This window comes from Exiguobacterium sp. PHA03 (assembly GCF_041945985.1).
GTDB lineage: Bacteria > Bacillota > Bacilli > Exiguobacteriales > Exiguobacteriaceae > Exiguobacterium_A.
Genome location: NZ_JAUTYQ010000001.1, coordinates 1,618,600 through 1,636,437, shown reverse-complemented (window position 1 = coordinate 1,636,437; position 17,838 = coordinate 1,618,600). Strand labels below are relative to the sequence as shown.

At 46.5% G+C, this 17,838-nt stretch carries 18 protein-coding genes; 11 read left to right on the top strand and 7 right to left on the bottom strand.

The window, feature by feature from the left end:
* Positions 1-8: 8 nt before the first annotated feature.
* Positions 9-986 (top strand): hypothetical protein, encoded by a 978-nt coding sequence (locus Q7C19_RS08615; RefSeq protein WP_035406133.1) that lies wholly within the window; start codon positions 9-11, stop codon positions 984-986.
* 57 nt (positions 987-1,043) lie between these two features.
* Here Q7C19_RS08615 and Q7C19_RS08610 read toward each other — a convergent pair whose 3' ends face one another.
* Positions 1,044-2,315 (bottom strand): BaiN/RdsA family NAD(P)/FAD-dependent oxidoreductase, encoded by a 1,272-nt coding sequence (locus Q7C19_RS08610; protein ID WP_035406136.1) that lies wholly within the window; start codon positions 2,313-2,315, stop codon positions 1,044-1,046.
* A 191-nt stretch (positions 2,316-2,506) separates the two neighbouring features.
* Between Q7C19_RS08610 and Q7C19_RS08605 the strand changes: the two genes are divergently transcribed.
* Positions 2,507-4,171, top strand: a complete 1,665-nt coding sequence (locus Q7C19_RS08605; protein ID WP_290752128.1) for a putative polysaccharide biosynthesis protein — start codon at positions 2,507-2,509, stop codon at positions 4,169-4,171.
* Positions 4,158-4,877: a pseudouridine synthase gene (locus Q7C19_RS08600; protein WP_375091950.1), complete on the top strand. Its 720-nt coding sequence runs from the start codon at positions 4,158-4,160 to the stop codon at positions 4,875-4,877. Before Q7C19_RS08605 ends, Q7C19_RS08600 begins: the two co-directional genes overlap by 14 nt.
* Positions 4,878-4,937: 60 nt before the next feature.
* On the opposite strand, the gene Q7C19_RS08595 is transcribed toward Q7C19_RS08600, so the two are convergent.
* Entirely contained in the window at positions 4,938-5,570 is a 633-nt protein-coding gene (locus tag Q7C19_RS08595; protein ID WP_035406145.1) for an SDR family oxidoreductase, read from the bottom strand.
* A gap of 108 nt (positions 5,571-5,678) precedes the next feature.
* On the bottom strand, positions 5,679-5,897 hold the full coding sequence (locus Q7C19_RS08590; protein WP_023469095.1) for a DeoR family transcriptional regulator: 219 nt from the start codon (positions 5,895-5,897) through the stop codon (positions 5,679-5,681).
* Positions 5,898-6,216: 319 nt separating this feature from the next.
* On the opposite strand from Q7C19_RS08590, the gene pepV reads away from it, so the two are divergent.
* From pepV to Q7C19_RS08560, 6 genes are read left to right on the top strand one after another with little or no spacing between them, the layout of a single operon-like run.
* Positions 6,217-7,614, top strand: coding sequence for a dipeptidase PepV (pepV, locus tag Q7C19_RS08585; protein WP_056062745.1), 1,398 nt, complete (start codon positions 6,217-6,219; stop codon positions 7,612-7,614).
* A gap of 60 nt (positions 7,615-7,674) precedes the next feature.
* Entirely contained in the window at positions 7,675-8,823 is a 1,149-nt protein-coding gene (locus tag Q7C19_RS08580) for an MFS transporter (RefSeq protein ID WP_056062742.1), read from the top strand.
* A gap of 7 nt (positions 8,824-8,830) precedes the next feature.
* Positions 8,831-9,349 (top strand): RNA 2',3'-cyclic phosphodiesterase, encoded by a 519-nt coding sequence (thpR, locus tag Q7C19_RS08575; protein ID WP_375091949.1) that lies wholly within the window; start codon positions 8,831-8,833, stop codon positions 9,347-9,349.
* A 22-nt stretch (positions 9,350-9,371) separates the two neighbouring features.
* A complete protein-coding gene (locus tag Q7C19_RS08570; protein ID WP_375091948.1) occupies positions 9,372-10,226 on the top strand; it encodes a hypothetical protein in 855 nt (284 codons plus the stop codon).
* Between the two features lie 34 nt (positions 10,227-10,260).
* The gene (pulA, locus tag Q7C19_RS08565; RefSeq protein ID WP_375091947.1) at positions 10,261-12,402 is read left to right on the top strand and encodes a type I pullulanase; all 2,142 of its coding nucleotides are present in this window, start codon (positions 10,261-10,263) and stop codon (positions 12,400-12,402) included.
* Positions 12,403-12,453: 51 nt separating this feature from the next.
* Complete coding sequence (locus Q7C19_RS08560; protein WP_056062733.1) at positions 12,454-13,254, top strand: phosphotransferase family protein; 801 nt, start codon at positions 12,454-12,456, stop codon at positions 13,252-13,254.
* A 40-nt stretch (positions 13,255-13,294) separates the two neighbouring features.
* Here the strand turns inward: Q7C19_RS08560 and budA are convergent, their stop codons facing one another.
* From budA to Q7C19_RS15655, 3 genes are all read right to left on the bottom strand, one after another.
* Positions 13,295-14,008, bottom strand: coding sequence for an acetolactate decarboxylase (gene budA, locus Q7C19_RS08555; protein WP_214852765.1), 714 nt, complete (start codon positions 14,006-14,008; stop codon positions 13,295-13,297).
* Positions 14,009-14,019: 11 nt separating this feature from the next.
* Positions 14,020-15,711 (bottom strand): acetolactate synthase AlsS, encoded by a 1,692-nt coding sequence (alsS, locus tag Q7C19_RS08550; RefSeq protein ID WP_056062730.1) that lies wholly within the window; start codon positions 15,709-15,711, stop codon positions 14,020-14,022.
* Between the two features lie 163 nt (positions 15,712-15,874).
* Positions 15,875-15,976: a cytochrome bd oxidase small subunit CydS family protein gene (locus Q7C19_RS15655; RefSeq protein ID WP_414651135.1), complete on the bottom strand. Its 102-nt coding sequence runs from the start codon at positions 15,974-15,976 to the stop codon at positions 15,875-15,877.
* Positions 15,977-16,152: 176 nt separating this feature from the next.
* Here Q7C19_RS15655 and trmB point away from each other — a divergent pair, with 176 nt between their 5' ends.
* Positions 16,153-16,794, top strand: a complete 642-nt coding sequence (trmB, locus tag Q7C19_RS08545; RefSeq protein ID WP_035406161.1) for a tRNA (guanosine(46)-N7)-methyltransferase TrmB — start codon at positions 16,153-16,155, stop codon at positions 16,792-16,794.
* Positions 16,795-16,910: 116 nt separating this feature from the next.
* Positions 16,911-17,426: a hypothetical protein gene (locus Q7C19_RS08540; protein ID WP_035406163.1), complete on the top strand. Its 516-nt coding sequence runs from the start codon at positions 16,911-16,913 to the stop codon at positions 17,424-17,426.
* Between the two features lie 38 nt (positions 17,427-17,464).
* Here Q7C19_RS08540 and Q7C19_RS08535 read toward each other — a convergent pair whose 3' ends face one another.
* Positions 17,465-17,821: a DUF1304 domain-containing protein gene (locus Q7C19_RS08535; protein WP_035406166.1), complete on the bottom strand. Its 357-nt coding sequence runs from the start codon at positions 17,819-17,821 to the stop codon at positions 17,465-17,467.
* Positions 17,822-17,838: the final 17 nt, after the last annotated feature.

The following is a 17,838-nucleotide window of genomic DNA, read 5'->3' as shown; positions in this document are numbered from 1 at the left end:
TATCATCAATGAAACGATCTTATATAGTCTATACAACGATTTTTGCTGTCGTTTCGGGGTTGATCCTTTGTATACTGCTCGTCTTCTCGAAGCCAGAGACGTTGTCACGTATTCAGGAAACGTTCGCGAAAATCGAGACGCAATCGAAGCATCAGGCAGCTGTCAAACAGGTGCCACCGAAAACGCCTTCAGCCATTCCGAATCCAGAAGAACCGTTAATTAAAAATGTTCAACAGATGTTATATGATGATTCCATAGGTTCGTACCTCGTCGTAACAGAGGACTACCGTTTCTTTGAAATCAGTGGAACTGGAGAACGTATCAATGCGACGTTTCAGTTGGAAGAAGGGAAACTCTTATTGTCTGGTCTTGACGGGATGACACTCGTTGACGGAGAGACAGTCGCTTTATTGACGTCGAATCAAATTCTAGTCACGATTAAACGAAAAGATGGCGTCTGGAGTGAAGAAAAACGCGAAAAAGTACAAGGGACGACGATTCGAGACAGTTTCCATGGTCTTGGATATGATGCGAAGAAAAAAGAATTCTATACAATCAATCAAATTCGCTCGATTGGTCGTGTTGAATTGACTTACTTTGCAATGAAAGAGGACAAAATCAAGATTGATCCAGATGCTTCGGAAAAGAAGAAGCGTGCCTTAAAGAAAAAGCAAAAACCACCGTACTTGTCAATCATCAAACGAGAGAAAATCGAAGCGGCGAGCGGAATGCGAAGTGATGCGAAAAAAGCATTTGAATCCAGATTCCGTCCGATTGGTCTTGCAGAACGGCAAGGTCGGATCTATACGTTAGACTCAGAAGCACTTTATCTTTATTCGATTGATCAGAAAGAGAAAACGATTACGGGGGAGACAGCGAGTCCGAAAGTGTATGGATCAAAAGGAATCTTTGTACAAGATAATGAATTGTTCGCCTTAGTTGTCACGGATAAATTCTCAAGTCGATCATTCACACCGATTGACTGATGTAGAAAAAAGACCCGATTTCTCTGATTAACAGAGACAAATCGGGTCTTTTTTGTATTAAGAGACAGTGTCACGTGCCATCTCTGCAGCGTGACTACCGGCACAATGACCCGTCACGAACGCAGCTGTGATATTGTATCCACCTGTATAGCCATGGATATCAAGAATTTCGCCAGCGAAGAATAATCGCTCCGCCTTTTTCGACATCATCGTTTTGGGATCAATCTCTTTGATCGAGACACCGCCACCAGTGACGAAGGCTTTATCGAAATCGAGCGTTCCTGTTGCTTTGAGTGGGAATCGTTTCAATTGTTGCAGGAAGTCCGTCCAGTCCTGTTTCTTTACTTGTGTACAAACTTCATCGCCAAAGCCGATTCGAGCGAACAGGAGTTCAAGCAATCGTTCTGGTACAAAACCACGAAGGGCATTCCGAACCGATTTCTTCGGATTTGCCGCAAGTGCTGCCTGGAAGCGTTCTGTTAATGCACCAAGTGACTCATCCGGGAAGAGATCGATCGATAGATGAACGATCGTCTCTTTCGATCGTTTGCGCTCTTTGATCGTATATTGGCTACACCGTAAAGCGATCGGACCACTTAAACCGAAGTGTGTGAACAGTAGATCACCCGTATGTGTCTTGATTGCTTTGTCCTTTTTACCGTGAACCGTTAAGGCAACGTCACGCAACGACAGTCCTTGTAATGTTTTTTCATGAATGAACGTATCACCTAACAAAATCGGGACTTCCGTTGGGAAAAGTTCCGTGATCGTATGACCAGCTTTTTCAGCCCACGGATAGCCGTCACCCGTCGAACCCGTGTGCGGAACAGATTGTCCGCCGACCGCTACGATACAACTTTTTGCTTCAAGACGCATGCCGTTTTCTAAGATGACAGCTGCAAAAGAACCATCTGGATGGAAGTCGAGCGTAGCGACTTGCGCGTCTGTTTGAATCTCGGCGCCATGTGCACGGATTTGATCGATCAATACACGAACGACGTCTGCCGCCTTATCCGAGACCGGGAACATCCGACCGTTATCCTCTTCTTTGAGTGCGACACCAAATCCTTCGAACAAATCGATGATCGATTCATTATTAAATTGAGAAAAGGCGCTATAAAGGAAACGTCCGTTTCCTGGAATCGACTGGACGAGCTCATCGAGTGGCTTTCGGTTCGTGACGTTACACCGTCCGCCGCCAGAGATTGCGAGCTTTCGTCCTAATTTATTTCCTTTATCGAGCAGGAGCGTCCGGGCTCCGGCTTGTAAAGAGGCGAGCGTCGCCATCAAACCGCTCGGTCCGCCTCCGATTACGATTACATCGTACATAAGGTCACCTCATTCATAGAATTCTGCTTGTTTCACTTTAGCAGAAGTTGCGACTGTAAACAAACCGTCTCTTTCAATTCAAGATAGACAGCGGTATAATGATTTGCAATTGTGTACGAGAGAACTTGTATAATGAGACAGTCACGATTAGAGTGTCGATTTAAAAATTAGAAAGCGTGAGGGATGTTACCATGTCCACAGTCAGTAATAAGCAGTCTACTTCTTCCGGCAATGCAGGATTCGTTCGTGGAACGATGCTCCTGTCCGGTGCGTCACTGATTTCCCGCGCACTGGGTTTGATTTATCTCTTTCCGTTTCAGTTCATGGTCGGTGCGACAGGTATCATGTTCTATACCTATGCCTACAACTACTATGCGATCATGATTGGTCTTGCGACAGCGGGGATTCCTGTTGCCGTCTCGAAATTCGTCGCCAAATACAATGCGTTAGGAGAATATGATACGAGTGAACGTTTGTATCGGTCTGGTCTAAAAATCATGTCCTTGACCGGGGTTGTCTCTTTTCTCGCCTTATTCTTCCTTGCACCGTATTTAGCACACCGGGCGATTCCAGGCGGTGACGTCGATTCAGCCTCGTACGTCGATGCCGTCACGATGACGATTCGAGGGGTTAGTTTTGCGTTACTCTTGATTCCACCGATGAGTATGACGCGTGGATATTTCCAAGGGTATCAATCGATGGGACCGACTGCGATTTCGCAAATCTTGGAACAAATCGTCCGCATCATCTTCTTACTCGTAGGAGTCAGCATCGCCATCTATTTATTTGATTCAGGTGTAGCCTTTGCAGCGACGATTGCAACGTTCAGCGCATTCATTGGTGCAATCGGTAGTGTCGCGGTTCTCATCTATTACTTCCGCAAACGATCCAGTGGTTTACAAGAACTACGCGCTACACAAATCGTCCGTTCGCCGGATCGCCCGTTAACGGATTTGTATAAGGAATTATTGACGTACGCGATTCCAATCGTCATGGTCGGTCTTTCGACGCCGCTTTACCAAGTCATCGATCAGAACACGATGAATGCCGCGTTACAAAGTATTGGCTATACGCTCGAAGCTGCCGGAAATGCGACGGCCTATCTGATTGCGGATAGTCATAAGATCGTCTTGATTCCGGTCTCTGTCGCAACGGGCTTATCTTTGTCTGCGACTCCACTGTTGACCGCCTCCTTTACGCAAGGGGATATGCGGAAAGTACGGGCTCAAATCTCACAGATTTATCAACTCGTCTTTTTCGTGACGATTCCGGCAGTCGTCGGGATGATTCTCCTTAGTGAAGAAACGTTCCATGTACTCTTCCCGAAAGATCAAGCGGCCTGGGTTTATCTATTAAGTTATGCGCCGAGTGCGTTGTTCCTTGCCTTGTATTCTGTTACGGCAGCCGTCCTTCAAGGAATTAACCGTCAATACTTTACGATCATCGCAACACTTGCTGGATTACTTGCGAAGTATCTTTTGAATGCACCGTTGATTCATTTGACGGGTGATGGAACAGGTGCTGGATATGCGACGATCATCGGCTATCTCGTTGCGACCGGTTTGATGTTCTTCCGGATCACACAAACGGTGAAGTTCCCATTCAGTACGGTCTTACGCCGGACGTCGTTGATCTTGATCATCAGTGCCTTGATGGGAGCGGGTGTCGCGCTCGTCAAGTGGGGAATGGTATCCATCTTGCCAGAGACGACATGGGCGTCTCTATTGATTCTGATCGTAGGTGCAGCAGTCGGAATCGTGATTTTTGCAGGACTCTCGATTTGGAGTGGCTTAGCAGAAGTCGTATTAGGACGTAAAATTTCATTGAAACGAGGACGAGGTCATGCGTCTAGATAAATTGTTATCCAACATGGGAGCAGGCTCCCGAAAAGAAGTGAAGCTGCTGCTGAAAGCAGGGGCGATTCAAGTCGATGGAGAGATCGTGCGTGATCCGAAACAACATGTCGATGTCGAGACGCAACAGGTTCTGATGTATGGGGAACCGGTTACGTATCAAAAATACATCTACTTGATGATGAATAAACCACCGGGTGTCATTAGTGCAACAGAAGATAAACGAGATGAGACCGTCATTGATCTGTTGTTTGAAGACGTGACGTATTTCAAACCGTTCCCGGTCGGACGACTCGATAAAGATACAGAGGGTCTATTGCTGTTGACGAATGATGGGTCGTTTAATCACGCTTTAATGTCTCCAAAGAAACACGTCGAAAAAACGTATTACGCAGAAGTGACAGGAGTGTTGACGCAAGAAGACATCGAAGCGGTTGCGGCAGGCATTACGTTAGAAGACGGTTATCAGGCAAAACCAGGAAAACTTGTCATCTTATCGACGACGGAAACGGGCTCGACGCTTGAATTGACGATCACGGAAGGGAAGTTCCATCAAGTCAAACGGATGATGCTTGCGCTCGGGAAAGAGGTCACGTTCTTGAAACGGCGCTCGATTGGCCGCTTGGAACTCGATCCGGCACTTGCGCTCGGAGATTATCGTGAACTGACGCCAGCGGAACTGTCTTTGTTTGAGTGGCAACCTGAATAAGCAAAACGAAAAGGCGGTGGAATGAGCGTACATTCCATCGCCTTTTGTTATGGGTTTCGATTATTGATTACGCAATGCTTCTGCGATTGGATAAGGACCACTGAGTACTTCGAATACACGAGATTGTGTCGGATGATCGATCAAGTGAACGAATAATGCTGCGATATCGTCACGCGACACCTTACGATCTTCGTATGAATCGAAATGCTCTTTCGTTTCGACAGTGCCTGCCGGGTCGTCGTAGCTGAGTGGACCAGGACGTACGATCGTATAATTGAGTCCGCTTTCCTGGAGGTGTGCGTCTGCTGTTGCTTTAGATTCGAGATATACTTTCAATTCACCTTTTGGTTCTTCGGTACCTACTGAACTGAGCATCAGGAAACGATCGATACCGTTGGCTTTTGCTGCATCGATGACTTTAATTGCGCCTTCTTGATCGACGGCGCGCGTCAATTCGTCTGATGCGCCACCAGCACCCGCTGCAAAGATGACGACGTCCGCATTACTGATGACACCACTGACATCCTTCGTCAAATCCCCAAGTCTGACTTCAGATGCACCGAGTGCAATCAAATCGTTGATTTGATTTTCTTCTCGTACGACCGCGATTGCTTGATGATCACCTTGTTTAGCGATCAATTCGACCATCTTGCGTCCGGTCGTTCCGTTTGCTCCAATGATTAAAATATTCATTCTTCTCAACTCCTTCTCCCAATAGCTATACCCCACGTTTTAAAAAAGATAACAAAAAAAGACGCGAAGAATCGCGTCATCGAAAGATATACATAGTGAAACAGTGGATCAACCCGCTTGCTTTTGTTTCTTGCTCGACGTCCATGTACCGCGTCGAGGGCTCACAATGAGATTGTTGTATTCGAGCACGTTCAAATCCCGCTGAACGGTCCTTGAAGTGATGCCAAACTCTTCAACCAACTCTGCTGTCGTAGTAGCTCCGTTCTCTTGGATGTAGAGATAAATCGATTTAATCCGGGTCAACATACGGTCTGTAGAATCTTTCATTGGTATAACCACTCCCCCAATGGATAGAATAGTGTTCTAAAGCTTCGGGTGACAAAAGACAATGCAATATCCAGTTGTTTCGCCTTTAGTATAACGTTTTGATGTTAAATTGCAAGTGATTTAACCGAACGTTTGCATAAAAAACATATTCAAACAGATTGTAAAGTCGATAATTGGAGTTTTAATATCGTTTAATGTTCGTTATTTCAACAAATAAAAAAGAAAACAGAATTTGGATGTTCGTATCTGAACGAATATTCGCTATACTAGAAAGGTGTATAGGAAACGAATTCAACCCAGAATGAAGGAGCGAAATCAGATGGTGAATTGGAAAGAAGAAGTACTCGCGCGTCGCGAGGACTTATTAGAGGATTTAAAAGAACTACTGCGGATTCCGAGTATACTTGATGAATCAACAATCGAAGAAGGTGCACCGTTTGGTCAAGAAGTCAAACGAGCCCTTGATTGGATGCTCGCGACAGGGGAACGAGACGGATTCAAGACAAAAAATGTTGATGGATACGCCGGACATTTGGAATATGGTCAAGGGGAAGAGTTACTCGGTATTCTTTGTCACTTAGACGTCGTACCAGCTGGTGGCGATCACTGGACATACGGTCCATTTAACCCAACGCTTGTCGATGGGAAACTGTATGCGCGCGGTGCAATCGATGATAAAGGACCGACGATGGCAGCTTATTATGCCTTGAAGATCGTCAAAGAACTCGGATTACCGCTCTCAAAACGTATTCGTTTGATTGCTGGAGGAGATGAAGAGAGTGACTGGCGTTGTGTGAATCATTACTTCAAACATGAAGAAATGCCGACTCTCGGCTTTGCACCAGATGCCGACTTCCCGATCATCAATGCGGAAAAAGGACTGTATGATGGGTTATTGATGCAAGGGAAACCAGCGCAAGCATCTGATACAGGCTACCATCTCGTTCGTTTTGAAGGCGGCGAACGTCCGAACATGGTTCCGGGTCATGCCCAAGCACTTCTTCGTGTCGTCGAATTGGGGACGCTTGAAACGGATTTCCATACGTATCTTGAAGAACAAGGCTTGTCTGGGACGGTCAAGCAAGAAACGGAAGGTCTTGTTCTTGATGTGAACGGTGTCGCAGCCCATGCGATGGAGCCGGATAACGGTAAAAATGCTGCCTTACATTTAGCACGTTTTCTCAATACGCTTCACTTGGATTATAACGGTCGTCGTTATATTCAGCTTGTCACGCACATGTTCCGTGATTCTCGCGGTGTAGCGATTGGTGTCGCTGCTTCAGACGAGACAGGTGACTTAACGATCAACGGTGGTGTATTCCGGTATGCAGAAGAGCAAGGAACAGCGTCGATCAACATCCGTTATCCTTATTCAGCAGACTTCACGGAACGCTTGCAAATCATCAAGGAAGCGGCAGCGGGATATGGCTTCGAGTTACAGACTCGAACACATATGACACCACACCATGTCGATCCGGATCATGAATTGATTCAGACACTGAGTGCCGTGTATGAACGTCATACGAACCAACCAGCTGATCTGATTGCTATCGGTGGTGGTACATATGCACGTTCGTTAACGGCAGGGGTTGCATTTGGACCAGTCTTCCCAGGTGGTCCTGAAGTCGCCCACCAAGTCGATGAATATGTTGATTTTGAAGAACTCTTGCTTGCTGTCGCGATTTATGCAGAAGCAATTTATGAACTCGCAAAATAATGACTGATGATCCCCCGCATCGTGAAGATGGGGGGATTGCTTCTTGAAAGGAAGTTCCGTGTGAAAAATCGTCAAACTTATCATTTCCAAGCGTTATATTTCTTTATTTTCTTTGGACAAGGTGCACTCATTCCGTATCTTGCGCTTTATTTTTCAAGCGATGCGTTCGGTCTGTCCGCTTCAGAGATTGGTACAATCGTTGCGATCGGACCGATTCTCTCTATTTTCTTACAGCCCGTTTGGGGCATCGCGGCAGATCGACTCGGAAAGCCGAAACGTCTCTTACTCGTTGCCATGCTCGCCGCTGGAGTATTTACATTAAGTTACTTACTGACGTCCGCTTATCTACTTTTACTATTGATTTCATGTGTCTGGGCATTATTCCAGTGTGCGCATATTCCACTCGTTGATACACTAGCGATCGAATATACACGAAAACGTAAGGTAGATTATGGCGCCTTGCGTCTTTTTGGATCAGCTGGTTTTGCTTTAGCCGTCTTCATCCTTGGACAAATCACTGAGGAGGGTGGACTTGGTCTGATTTTTTATGCGACCGGTGCAGCGTGGGTTCTTGGTTTTCTTGTGTTGATCGGTATTGAAGAAACGGGGAGCGTACACATTTCACATCAACAACAGGTACCGTTGAAACAACTTTTTTCGAATCGACGCTTCTTGTTATTCTTAGCGGGAGGGAGTTTGATCTTCGGACCGATCTTCGCCAATAACTATTACTTTGGCAGCTACGTCACGATTCGTGGAGAGACAACCGCGCTCGTCGGGACCTTGTTCTTCGTCGCCGTTCTGTGCGAAATCCCGTTCATGCGCATCGCTTCGCGTCTATTGTTACGATTCGGAGCGATTCCAGTTCTTGTCTTCATTTCCTTGCTGTCAGCTGCTCGTACGGCGATGATCGCATTAGAGCTTCCGATCGTCATGCTTTGGGTATTGTCTGCGATGCAAGGAATGATCGTCGGATTGTTGATCCCTGTTGCATTAGACTATGTTCGGTCACTCGTTCCAGAGACGATGGTCGCAACAGCTGTCAGTACATATATGGCAACGACGACAGGGCTAGCGACAGCGCTGTTTAACTTGATGAGTGGGTTTGTGCTAGACCAAAGTACAATCTATACCGTCTTTTGGGTATATACAATTAGCAGTATTCTTGGTGCCGTCCTGTACAGTGTCAGTGGTCGAATGAAGGAGTGAAGATACGATGAGACAGGAACGACACTTTTTCGTTGCCTTACCGATTCCTTCTGAAGATTTAGCAAATATCGCTAATCGTTTATCTCTATCTGATTACTTTCGAAATGTCTATACGTTAGAAGAGTACCATTTGACGCTTCGTTTTTTTGGCCCGCTGGAGGAAGAAGAACAACGATCGTGGAAACAGCAACTGCAGGAGATTGCGCGCACGATCGAACCTTTCGTACTTCGATTAGATCGTCTAATTACCTTTGGACAAAGCGAGCGACCACGTGTCGTCGGATTCGGAACAGAAGAAGAGGAATTGTTTCGATTAGTGCGTCTGATTGATCCAAGTGCGACTAAACCATTCGTTCCGCATGTCACGATCGCGAAGAAGTGGCGCACGGAGGCGGAAGAATGGACGACGAATCCGATACAACCGGTGGAATGGACTGTTCGTGAACTTATTCTGTTTGAAGTACGACCAGGCGTTTCGCCGCGATATGAACCGGTTTACCGGATTCATCTAGGTAAAGAGGAATGAGGTGATCCCCATCGCAATCTTGATGAAACTATATGACTTAGATAGTCGATTTGAAAAAAATCCGCTTGAGATGACAAAACGGTTCGGTGAACATCAGGCGCTTGATTACGCTCATGTCTATCGTAGATGGGAGGCTGGAGAATTATTTCCCGGGGAAACGCTCATCCGTCCGAAGAAGTGGTGGCAAGTGATGAAAAAGAGCGAAGTCATTCAACTTCCGGGTAAACAATTATCTCGAAGAGCGTTTGATAAATGGTACAAAAAACGTCTCGAGTTACAAAAATTATTAAACGTCACTGGTGGAGCGGGCGAAGAGGACATTTGGCGGATTCCGTTAAAACGTCATTTAGACTTTTATCAGATGTTACACCTCTTGAATGAACAGTATGCAATGTTTTATCGCGCCGTCATTCAATATCAGGTCGGGGAAGTCGAATTGAGTCCGTTCGTCGTCGGTCCATCCGCGATTTATATCATGGAATGGCTTGACGGTGACGAAAGTATCTATCATATCCGGCGAGATAAGTTGTGGCGGGAACAACCGTTCAAGGCATCCGCAAAACAAATTTTGAATCCGAACATCGGTTTAAAGCGGACGGAAGATATTCTACGAGTCGTACTTGGGCAAGATTATGTCTTGCCGATCGAACGAGTCATTTTAGCACCTTCAGGTTATTTTGATCAGATTCCAAAAGAGACGACGACGACTTACGTCAATAAAGTCGAGTTTCCAAACTGGCTGCAACGAATGAATGCAAGTGCGTCGCATACAAAAGCGTTTCAGATGCGGGTGTGTGAAAAAATCCTAAATGAGACCGTATCGATCCCGTTTCAAATGGCAATTCTAAGTGAAGGGCAGTCACGAATTCAAGAGTAGGGGAGGAAGCGACGGCATTGTCGTTGCGAAAGACATGACGAACCAAGAGGTGGTAATACCGGTGATCCGGGCAGAGTTCTCATCGTTTCGAAGCATCCGAGTCGAGGTCGAAGGCAATCCGTCAATCCACTGGTCGCTTGAATGTGATGGGAAACCGCTTGAAATTCAACAGACCGAAACGCATCGAGAGGAACAGTTCGTGATTTATGAGTTAACGGTTCTTGAACCAGTCGAGTTGGAATGCCGCTATGAGGTGTTCGGAGCAGGCAGGTCAATCCGTGTCGTTCCTGATCGATTAGTTCGGACGGAAGCGTTCGAGCGAAAGTACCGTTACGAAGAGAAGCTCGGTGTCTGGGAAGAAGACGATACGTATCATTTTGCTGTCTGGTCGCCTGTCGCAGAGCAAATCGTGTGTATCGTATACGATCAAGATGAACAGGTACTCGGAAGACACAAGATGGAGCGACAAGAGCAAGGTACCTATCACCTTCGACTTGGGCAAGAATCAGCAGAACGATGGTACCGCTATGAAGTGACGACGTACGTTGGCACACATGAAGTCGTCGATCCATACGCTCATGCGATATCGGAGAACAGTCGTTACGGTGTCATCGCCGACGTTGAACAGACGATTTCCGAGTGGTTTCCCAAGCGAGTCGCGCGTCCTCTGTTCGTCAAACCGTCGGACGCTGTCATCTATGAAGCAAATATTCGCGATTTTACGATTGATCGTTCCGCTGGTTCAAGTCATCCGGGACAATATGCAGGGGTGGCGGAACGTGGAACAGTTTCTTCTCGTGGACATGCGACAGGTCTTGATTATCTTCTTGATCTCGGTATTACGCATCTGCAGCTGTTACCGGTCCACTTCTTCGAAACGACCGATGAACGAACAAGGTCGCCATATAACTGGGGATACGATCCGATGCTTTGGTTCGGATTAGCTGGGAGCTACGCGAGTTCGGTCGCACCGCTCGTTCGCGTCCGAGAATACGCGGATATGGTGGAGCGACTCCATGAAGCAGGGATTCGTGTTACGTTCGATGTCGTCATGAACCACGTTTTTGTTCGGGAGCGTTCCTCTCTTGAACAGCTCGTTCCGGGTTATTATTTCCGTTACGAAGTAGACGGCACGCTCTCAAACGGAACGGGTGTTGGAAACGATACCGCATCCGAGCGATTCATGATGCGTCGACTCATCGTTGATTGCTTGACATACTTTGCTCGTGTCTACCGCATTGATGCGTTTCGATTTGATTTAATGGGCATTCATGACATTGAGACGATGAATGAAGTACGTGCAGCACTCGATGCGATTGATCCTACGATTCTTGTGTATGGAGAGGGCTGGGATCTTGCGACGGCATTGCCGGAACGATTCAAAGCGATGAGCGCCTCGGCTGCGCAAATGCCGCGAATCGCTCATTTTAATGACGTGTTCCGTGATGCCTTGAAAGGATCGACGTTCAGTGCATACGATCGAGGATTCGTTGCCGGAGACGGATGGAAAGAAGGAGAGGTCCGAAACGGGATTGCGGGTAGTGTTCATATCGATAACCAAACGTATGGACGTTTTCCGGAACCGACGTATTCGATCAACTATGTCGAGGCGCACGATAACCATACGCTGTACGACAAATTGAAGATCTCCTGTCCGGAAGCGGACGAACTTCAGTTATTACGGATGAGTCGATTAGCTCAAACGATCGCTTTGCTTGCGCAAGGCATTCCGTTTCTGCATGCGGGTCAAGAGTTCTTGCGTACGAAACAAGGTGTCGAAAACAGTTATAATGCATCGGACGAAATCAACCGAATGGACTGGGAACGCCGGGATGATCATCTCTCACTCGTTACGTATATCAAGACGATTTTACAAATTCGCAGAATGCATGGCGGATTCCGTCTACACCGGGCGAATCAGGTTCGAGAACTGCTTCGTTTCATCAACTTACGTCCGGGTGTCATCGCCTACGAAGTCGAAGCGATCCATTCGTACGATGCGTGGCAACGCACGCTCGTTGTCTACAATACGACGCACGAAATCGTGGAAGTCTCACTCGATCACTCGCGCTGGAATGTACATGTCCAAGGGGATGATGCCTCGGTCGACCCGCTTCTGAAAGGTGTCGATAGGATTCAAGTCCTTCCGTTGTCAACGACGATTGCGACGTGTTAAGATAAGCATTGTGCCTTAGGCAAATCTACTAAAAAAGTTGAGCGGATTATAATGGAAATAGATATTTTAGATGCGCTTGGCGAAGGCTGGACCCTTACGCCAGCAGGTGGAATCACAGGAGAAGCGTACATCGCTTCAACCGGACAATCAAAATTGTTCTTAAAACGAAATTCATCGCCGTTCTTGGCGATTTTATCCGCGGACGGAATCGTCCCGAAATTATTATGGACGAAACGAATCTATAGCGGGGATGTCATCAGTGCGCAACAATTCATTGAAGGCGACGAGTTGGAGCCGGAAATGATGGAACGTCCGGAAGTGGCGCGTTTGCTTGGGAAAATCCATGATTCGAAGGAATTGCTGTTCATGCTACAACAGCTTGACCAACGTCCGATCGAGCCTGATGAGTTATTGCGCCAATGTCACTTATATTTTCAACCAGAAGACTTAGAGAATCCAGAACTGGTAGAACTTGCGATGGATTATCTCGAACGAAATCTGGAGCAAGTAAGAACGGATGAACAAGTCGTCTGTCATTCAGATCTAAATCATAATAATTGGTTGACGGGAGCGGACGGTCAACTCTACCTGAACGACTGGGATGATGCGATCATTGCCGACCGTGCGTATGACCTCGGGATGATGTTATACAGTTATGTCGATGAAGCGGCTTGGCCCGAATGGTTTGAGCATTATGGTCATCCGTTGACGAATGATCTGAAACAACGAATGCATTGGTATGTCGTAGCGCAAGCTGTATTATCCTTGTATTGGTATGAAGATATGCGTCATCCGGATGTCGAGGACAGCTATCATTTTCTAGAACAGTTACTTGAATACTCGAACGACTAAAAAGCGTGTCATTCCGAAAAGGAACGACACGCTTTTTTGATTAACCTTCTGCGATTTTAATCTCTTTTTCAATATCATGACTTTCAAGATCCGCCGACCGATACGCTTCAGTCGTTGGTAAACGTAAATCAAGCTGCGGTTTTTCTTCGAATGTGACGGTGACGTTCTTGACCGTGTAGTCAAAGACATGGCCTCCGCCCGCGCGTTCAGCATCGATGAAATGAAGATGATATCCAGCGACGGCGATGCCGTGACCGAACCGTGGTGTGTAGTAACCGGCGAGTGTTCCTTCCGTTTGTTCGAAAGTACGCGCGCTTTGAGAGGCGACAGCTTCCGTGATTGGAACGAACGGTTTCTCTTGACGTGCGACGGTACGTGTCTGCACCTCTGTGAACGTTCCATCAATTCGAACGGCATAAAAACTATTGATCGTCGGTAGTTGTTCATTCAACCAGTGTTCGAATTCCGATTTTGACATCTCTTCTGTCACGGAGAGCGTTTGCTCTGGCACGAAACGGGTCAAAGTCGCAAACGGCGTTGTCGTCTCAGGCTGAAGTGGTCGAGCGCTACCGTCTGAACGGAGCTGGTAGAACTGACCATCAAAACCAATCATCTCACCATCCAAGTGGTCGAACGTTCCGATACCAAAATTTCGTTGATCAATAACGGACGCGTATGTGACTTCACTCTCGAATACTCCGTCGAGTAGTGCCATCATCGTTGAAATCTGGACGAGTGTTTTATCGTGTGTCATGTGAATCCTCCTCAGTTCAATTGATCGAGATGAACTTGTTCTCCGAGCGCGATGTTGTCGCGATAATCAATCGGAACATCGACGATGACTGGTCCTTCTGTCGCGAGTGCTTCATCCATGATTGCGGCTAGTTCAGATGGATGATTGACGCGTAATCCTTTTGCTCCGAAACTCTCAGCATATTTGACGAGATCGACGTCACCAAATGACGTACCGGATTTCCGTTTGTATTTCATCTCTTGTTGGAACGCGACCATGTCGAATCCGCTATCACGCCATACGAAGTGGACGAGTGGTGAGTTCAAACGAACAGCTGTCTCAAGTTCCATTGCCGAGAAGAGGAATCCACCATCACCTGAAATCGAGACGGCCTTCTTACCAGGACGTACGAGTGTTGCTGCGATTGCCCAAGGAAGCGCGACACCAAGCGTTTGCATCCCATTACTAAAGAGAAGGTGACGTGGTTCGTACGAACGGAAATGACGTGCCATCCAAATATAGTGAGAACCAACGTCGACTGTTACCGTGACATCATCCGCAATTTTTTCACGTAACGTCTTCATGAAATAGAGTGGGTGCGTCAACGGAGAATCCGCGACAGGAGGAACATCGCGATCGACAAGACGTTGATGTAATCCTTCAAGGAATTGAGCTGAACTTTCAGGTAATGTGAGTGGTTGCAGGCGCTCGGCGATTGCATCGACCGTTTTCGCCATATCACCGACAAGCTCGCGGTCTGGGCGATAGAAGTGGTCAATTTCAGCACGCATTTGATCAATATGGACAAGCGTCCGGTCGTGCGTCGGTTGGTTCCAGAATTTCGGATCATAGCCAATTGGGTCATAGCCGATCGAGAGGACGAGATCCGCTTCTGCGAGCAGTGCATCTCCCGGTTGGTTACGGAATAGTCCGACGCGTCCATAGAAATTCGATTCAAGCTCACGTGATAATGTGCCGGCCGCTTGGAACGTCTGGACGACAGGAATCGAGACGTGTTTGAGCAGGGAACGAATCGCATGTACGACGTCCGGCTGACTCGCACGCATACCGAGCAACAAGACAGGTAGCTTCGCATCTTGGATCAAACGAGCTGTTTCTTCAACCCAAGCTTCTGGTGCAACACCGAGCTTCGGTGCTTCAACCGCACGGAATGCCGTGACGTTCGCTTCGCTCAATCCGACGTCTTGCGGGATACTAACGAAAGCAGCCCCAGATGTCGTTTCCGCTGTTCGGAAAGCATTGGACAGTACTTCTGGAATATTATCGGCATCTTGCACTTCTGCACTGAAGTTCGTAATCGGTGTAAAGAGTGCCTGATTGTCCATGGACTGATGTGTTCGTTTTAAGCGATCTGCTCGTGTAACGGCTCCGGCGATCGCGACAACTGGGTCACCTTCAGAGTTTGCTGTCACAAGACCTGTCGCTAAGTTTGATGCGCCTGGACCAGATGTTACAAGTACAACGCCTGGTTTGTCTGTCAAGCGACCAATGGCTTGAGCCATGAATGCAGCATTTTGTTCGTGACGTGCAACGATGAGTTCAGGTCCCCGATCCTGTAACACATTGAAGACGGAATCAATTTTGGCGCCAGGAATACCAAAAATGTAATCTACACCCTGTTCGATGAGTGAATCGACGACTAAGTCTGCACCTGTTTTCTTCTGTACTAGTTCTTTTGAATCACTGTTTTTATTTTCGTTCATTACAATTCTCCTTTTTACCAACGTTTTTTGGTGTTCGATAGCTGTAATAAATAATCTGTTTCGAAAAAAGTATACATCTGTTTCATGGTAAATCCAACCTAAATTCGTTTAGAGAATAAAAAAAGTACCTTGTGTACGATTACACAAGGTACAGAGATTGCGCTTATTCAACGTCGACTTTTCCGAAAGTCGCCCAGACGAATAAGGCACAGATGCCCATGACGAGAACGATGGGGGAGCCCCAAGCAATCAAGAAGTCTTCCATGGTATAGCCCTCCTTTTTAGTTCTTACGTACCTTTAGTGTAGTAGATTGCTCACTGTTTCTCAAGTGACGAACTGCTGAACATTCTTCAATCGGGATTGAAGAAGTTCTTATATAATTACCCGAATCATGATAAACTTATCTGCGGATAATTTAAGTTTGGAAAGGATGAACGATAGTGCGTTTACGACATAAACCATGGGCACAGGATTATATGAAGGAACAATCCTCGATCTATATAGCAGAACCAGCATCCCTGAAAGGAAACTGGGCGACAGAGTTTAAAAATGATAATCCGATCTACATCGAAGTGGGGTCAGGAAAAGGAGCCTTCATTACAGGGATGGCAAACCAACATCCGGAGATCAACTTCATCGCGATTGAACTTTTTGAGAGCGTAGCAGTGACGATCGTTCAAAAATTAGTAGAGGCTCCACAAGCAAATGTTCGCGTCTTGACGGTCGATGCGAAAGATTTACGTGATTACTTCGAAAAAGGTGAAGTAGCGCGCGTTTATTTGAACTTCTCGGATCCTTGGCCGAAGACACGCCATGCGAAACGTCGTTTGACGTATAAAACGTTCCTCTCAACGTATGAAGACATCTTACCTGCGAAAGGACAAATCCATTTCAAGACTGACAATCGAAAGTTGTTTGAATCGAGTCTGATGACGATGTCGGCATACGGTATGCGTTTTGACTGGATGTCGCTTGATCTACATGCGAATGAACCGGAGGATAACGTCCGGACAGAGTATGAAGAGCGCTTTTCTTCAATGGGTCAACCAATTTATCGGATGGAAGCAACATACCAAAATTAATTTAGACAAAAAGTTTTCTTATTTTCCTGGTATTTCTTTCACACTTTTTTCTTATTAATTGGTACAATGTTGTTGACTGAAGAACTTGTACTTATAGGTAAAGGGGGAATTTGGGGATGTGGCAGAAAAGCTTAGCCTTCGTAACGGCGCTCTTTCTCGCGTTAAGTATCGGTCAATCGGTACTTGCTGCGGTTGATACCTCAGAAATGACAAAAGCATTAAATGAGGAATTACCAACGACGCATTACGATTATAAAAAAGGTTCGGTCAAAATCGAGGATCCGAAGACGTTCACGAACGGAAAAGGAGAAGAAGTCATTGGCGGAATCGCTGTCATCAAGACAGTTCGTGACGGCATCTTCATCACAATCAAACGTGAAATTCACTTCTTCAATGCCGATAGCGGTAAATTGTTGACGAATGCCGACGCTGCAAAAGTTGATGGCGTAAAAGAATACATCGACAGCAACTCGGATAATCTTCATCAAAAAGTCGTTTACTGGTTACCGGTACTCTTGATGTTGTTGATCATCGCTGTACCAGCGATCGTCTTATACATCGTCGTACCACGTTTGTACTCTACTTCGGAATACATGAATCCGATTTATGAGCGCAACGATAACCCGCGCTAATCAAAAAAACCTCTACCCGTTTGGGTAGAGGCTTTTTTTTATGCTAACAACACAAAGATGAAAGCGAGTATGGCGGGTAATCCTTGTTTAAGTAAAATGGAACGATTAGCCGTCAAGGCGCCATAGAGTGCGGCGATGATCACACAAGCTAAAAAGAACAGTTGGACAGCAATATCTTCACGGATCAGACCAAACAGAAGACCAGCGGCTAGAAATCCATTGTAGAGACCTTGATTGGCAAAAAGCGTCTGGATTTGCTTAGATGCGACCGCTTCATCCGTCAGTCCGAATGTACGTCGTGCCGCCTTAGAGGATAAAAAGAACATTTCAAGAGCCATGATATAAAAGTGCTCTAAGGAAACAAGTAAAACGAAGATAGTAGCAAGAATGGACATGAATCATACCTCCTTTA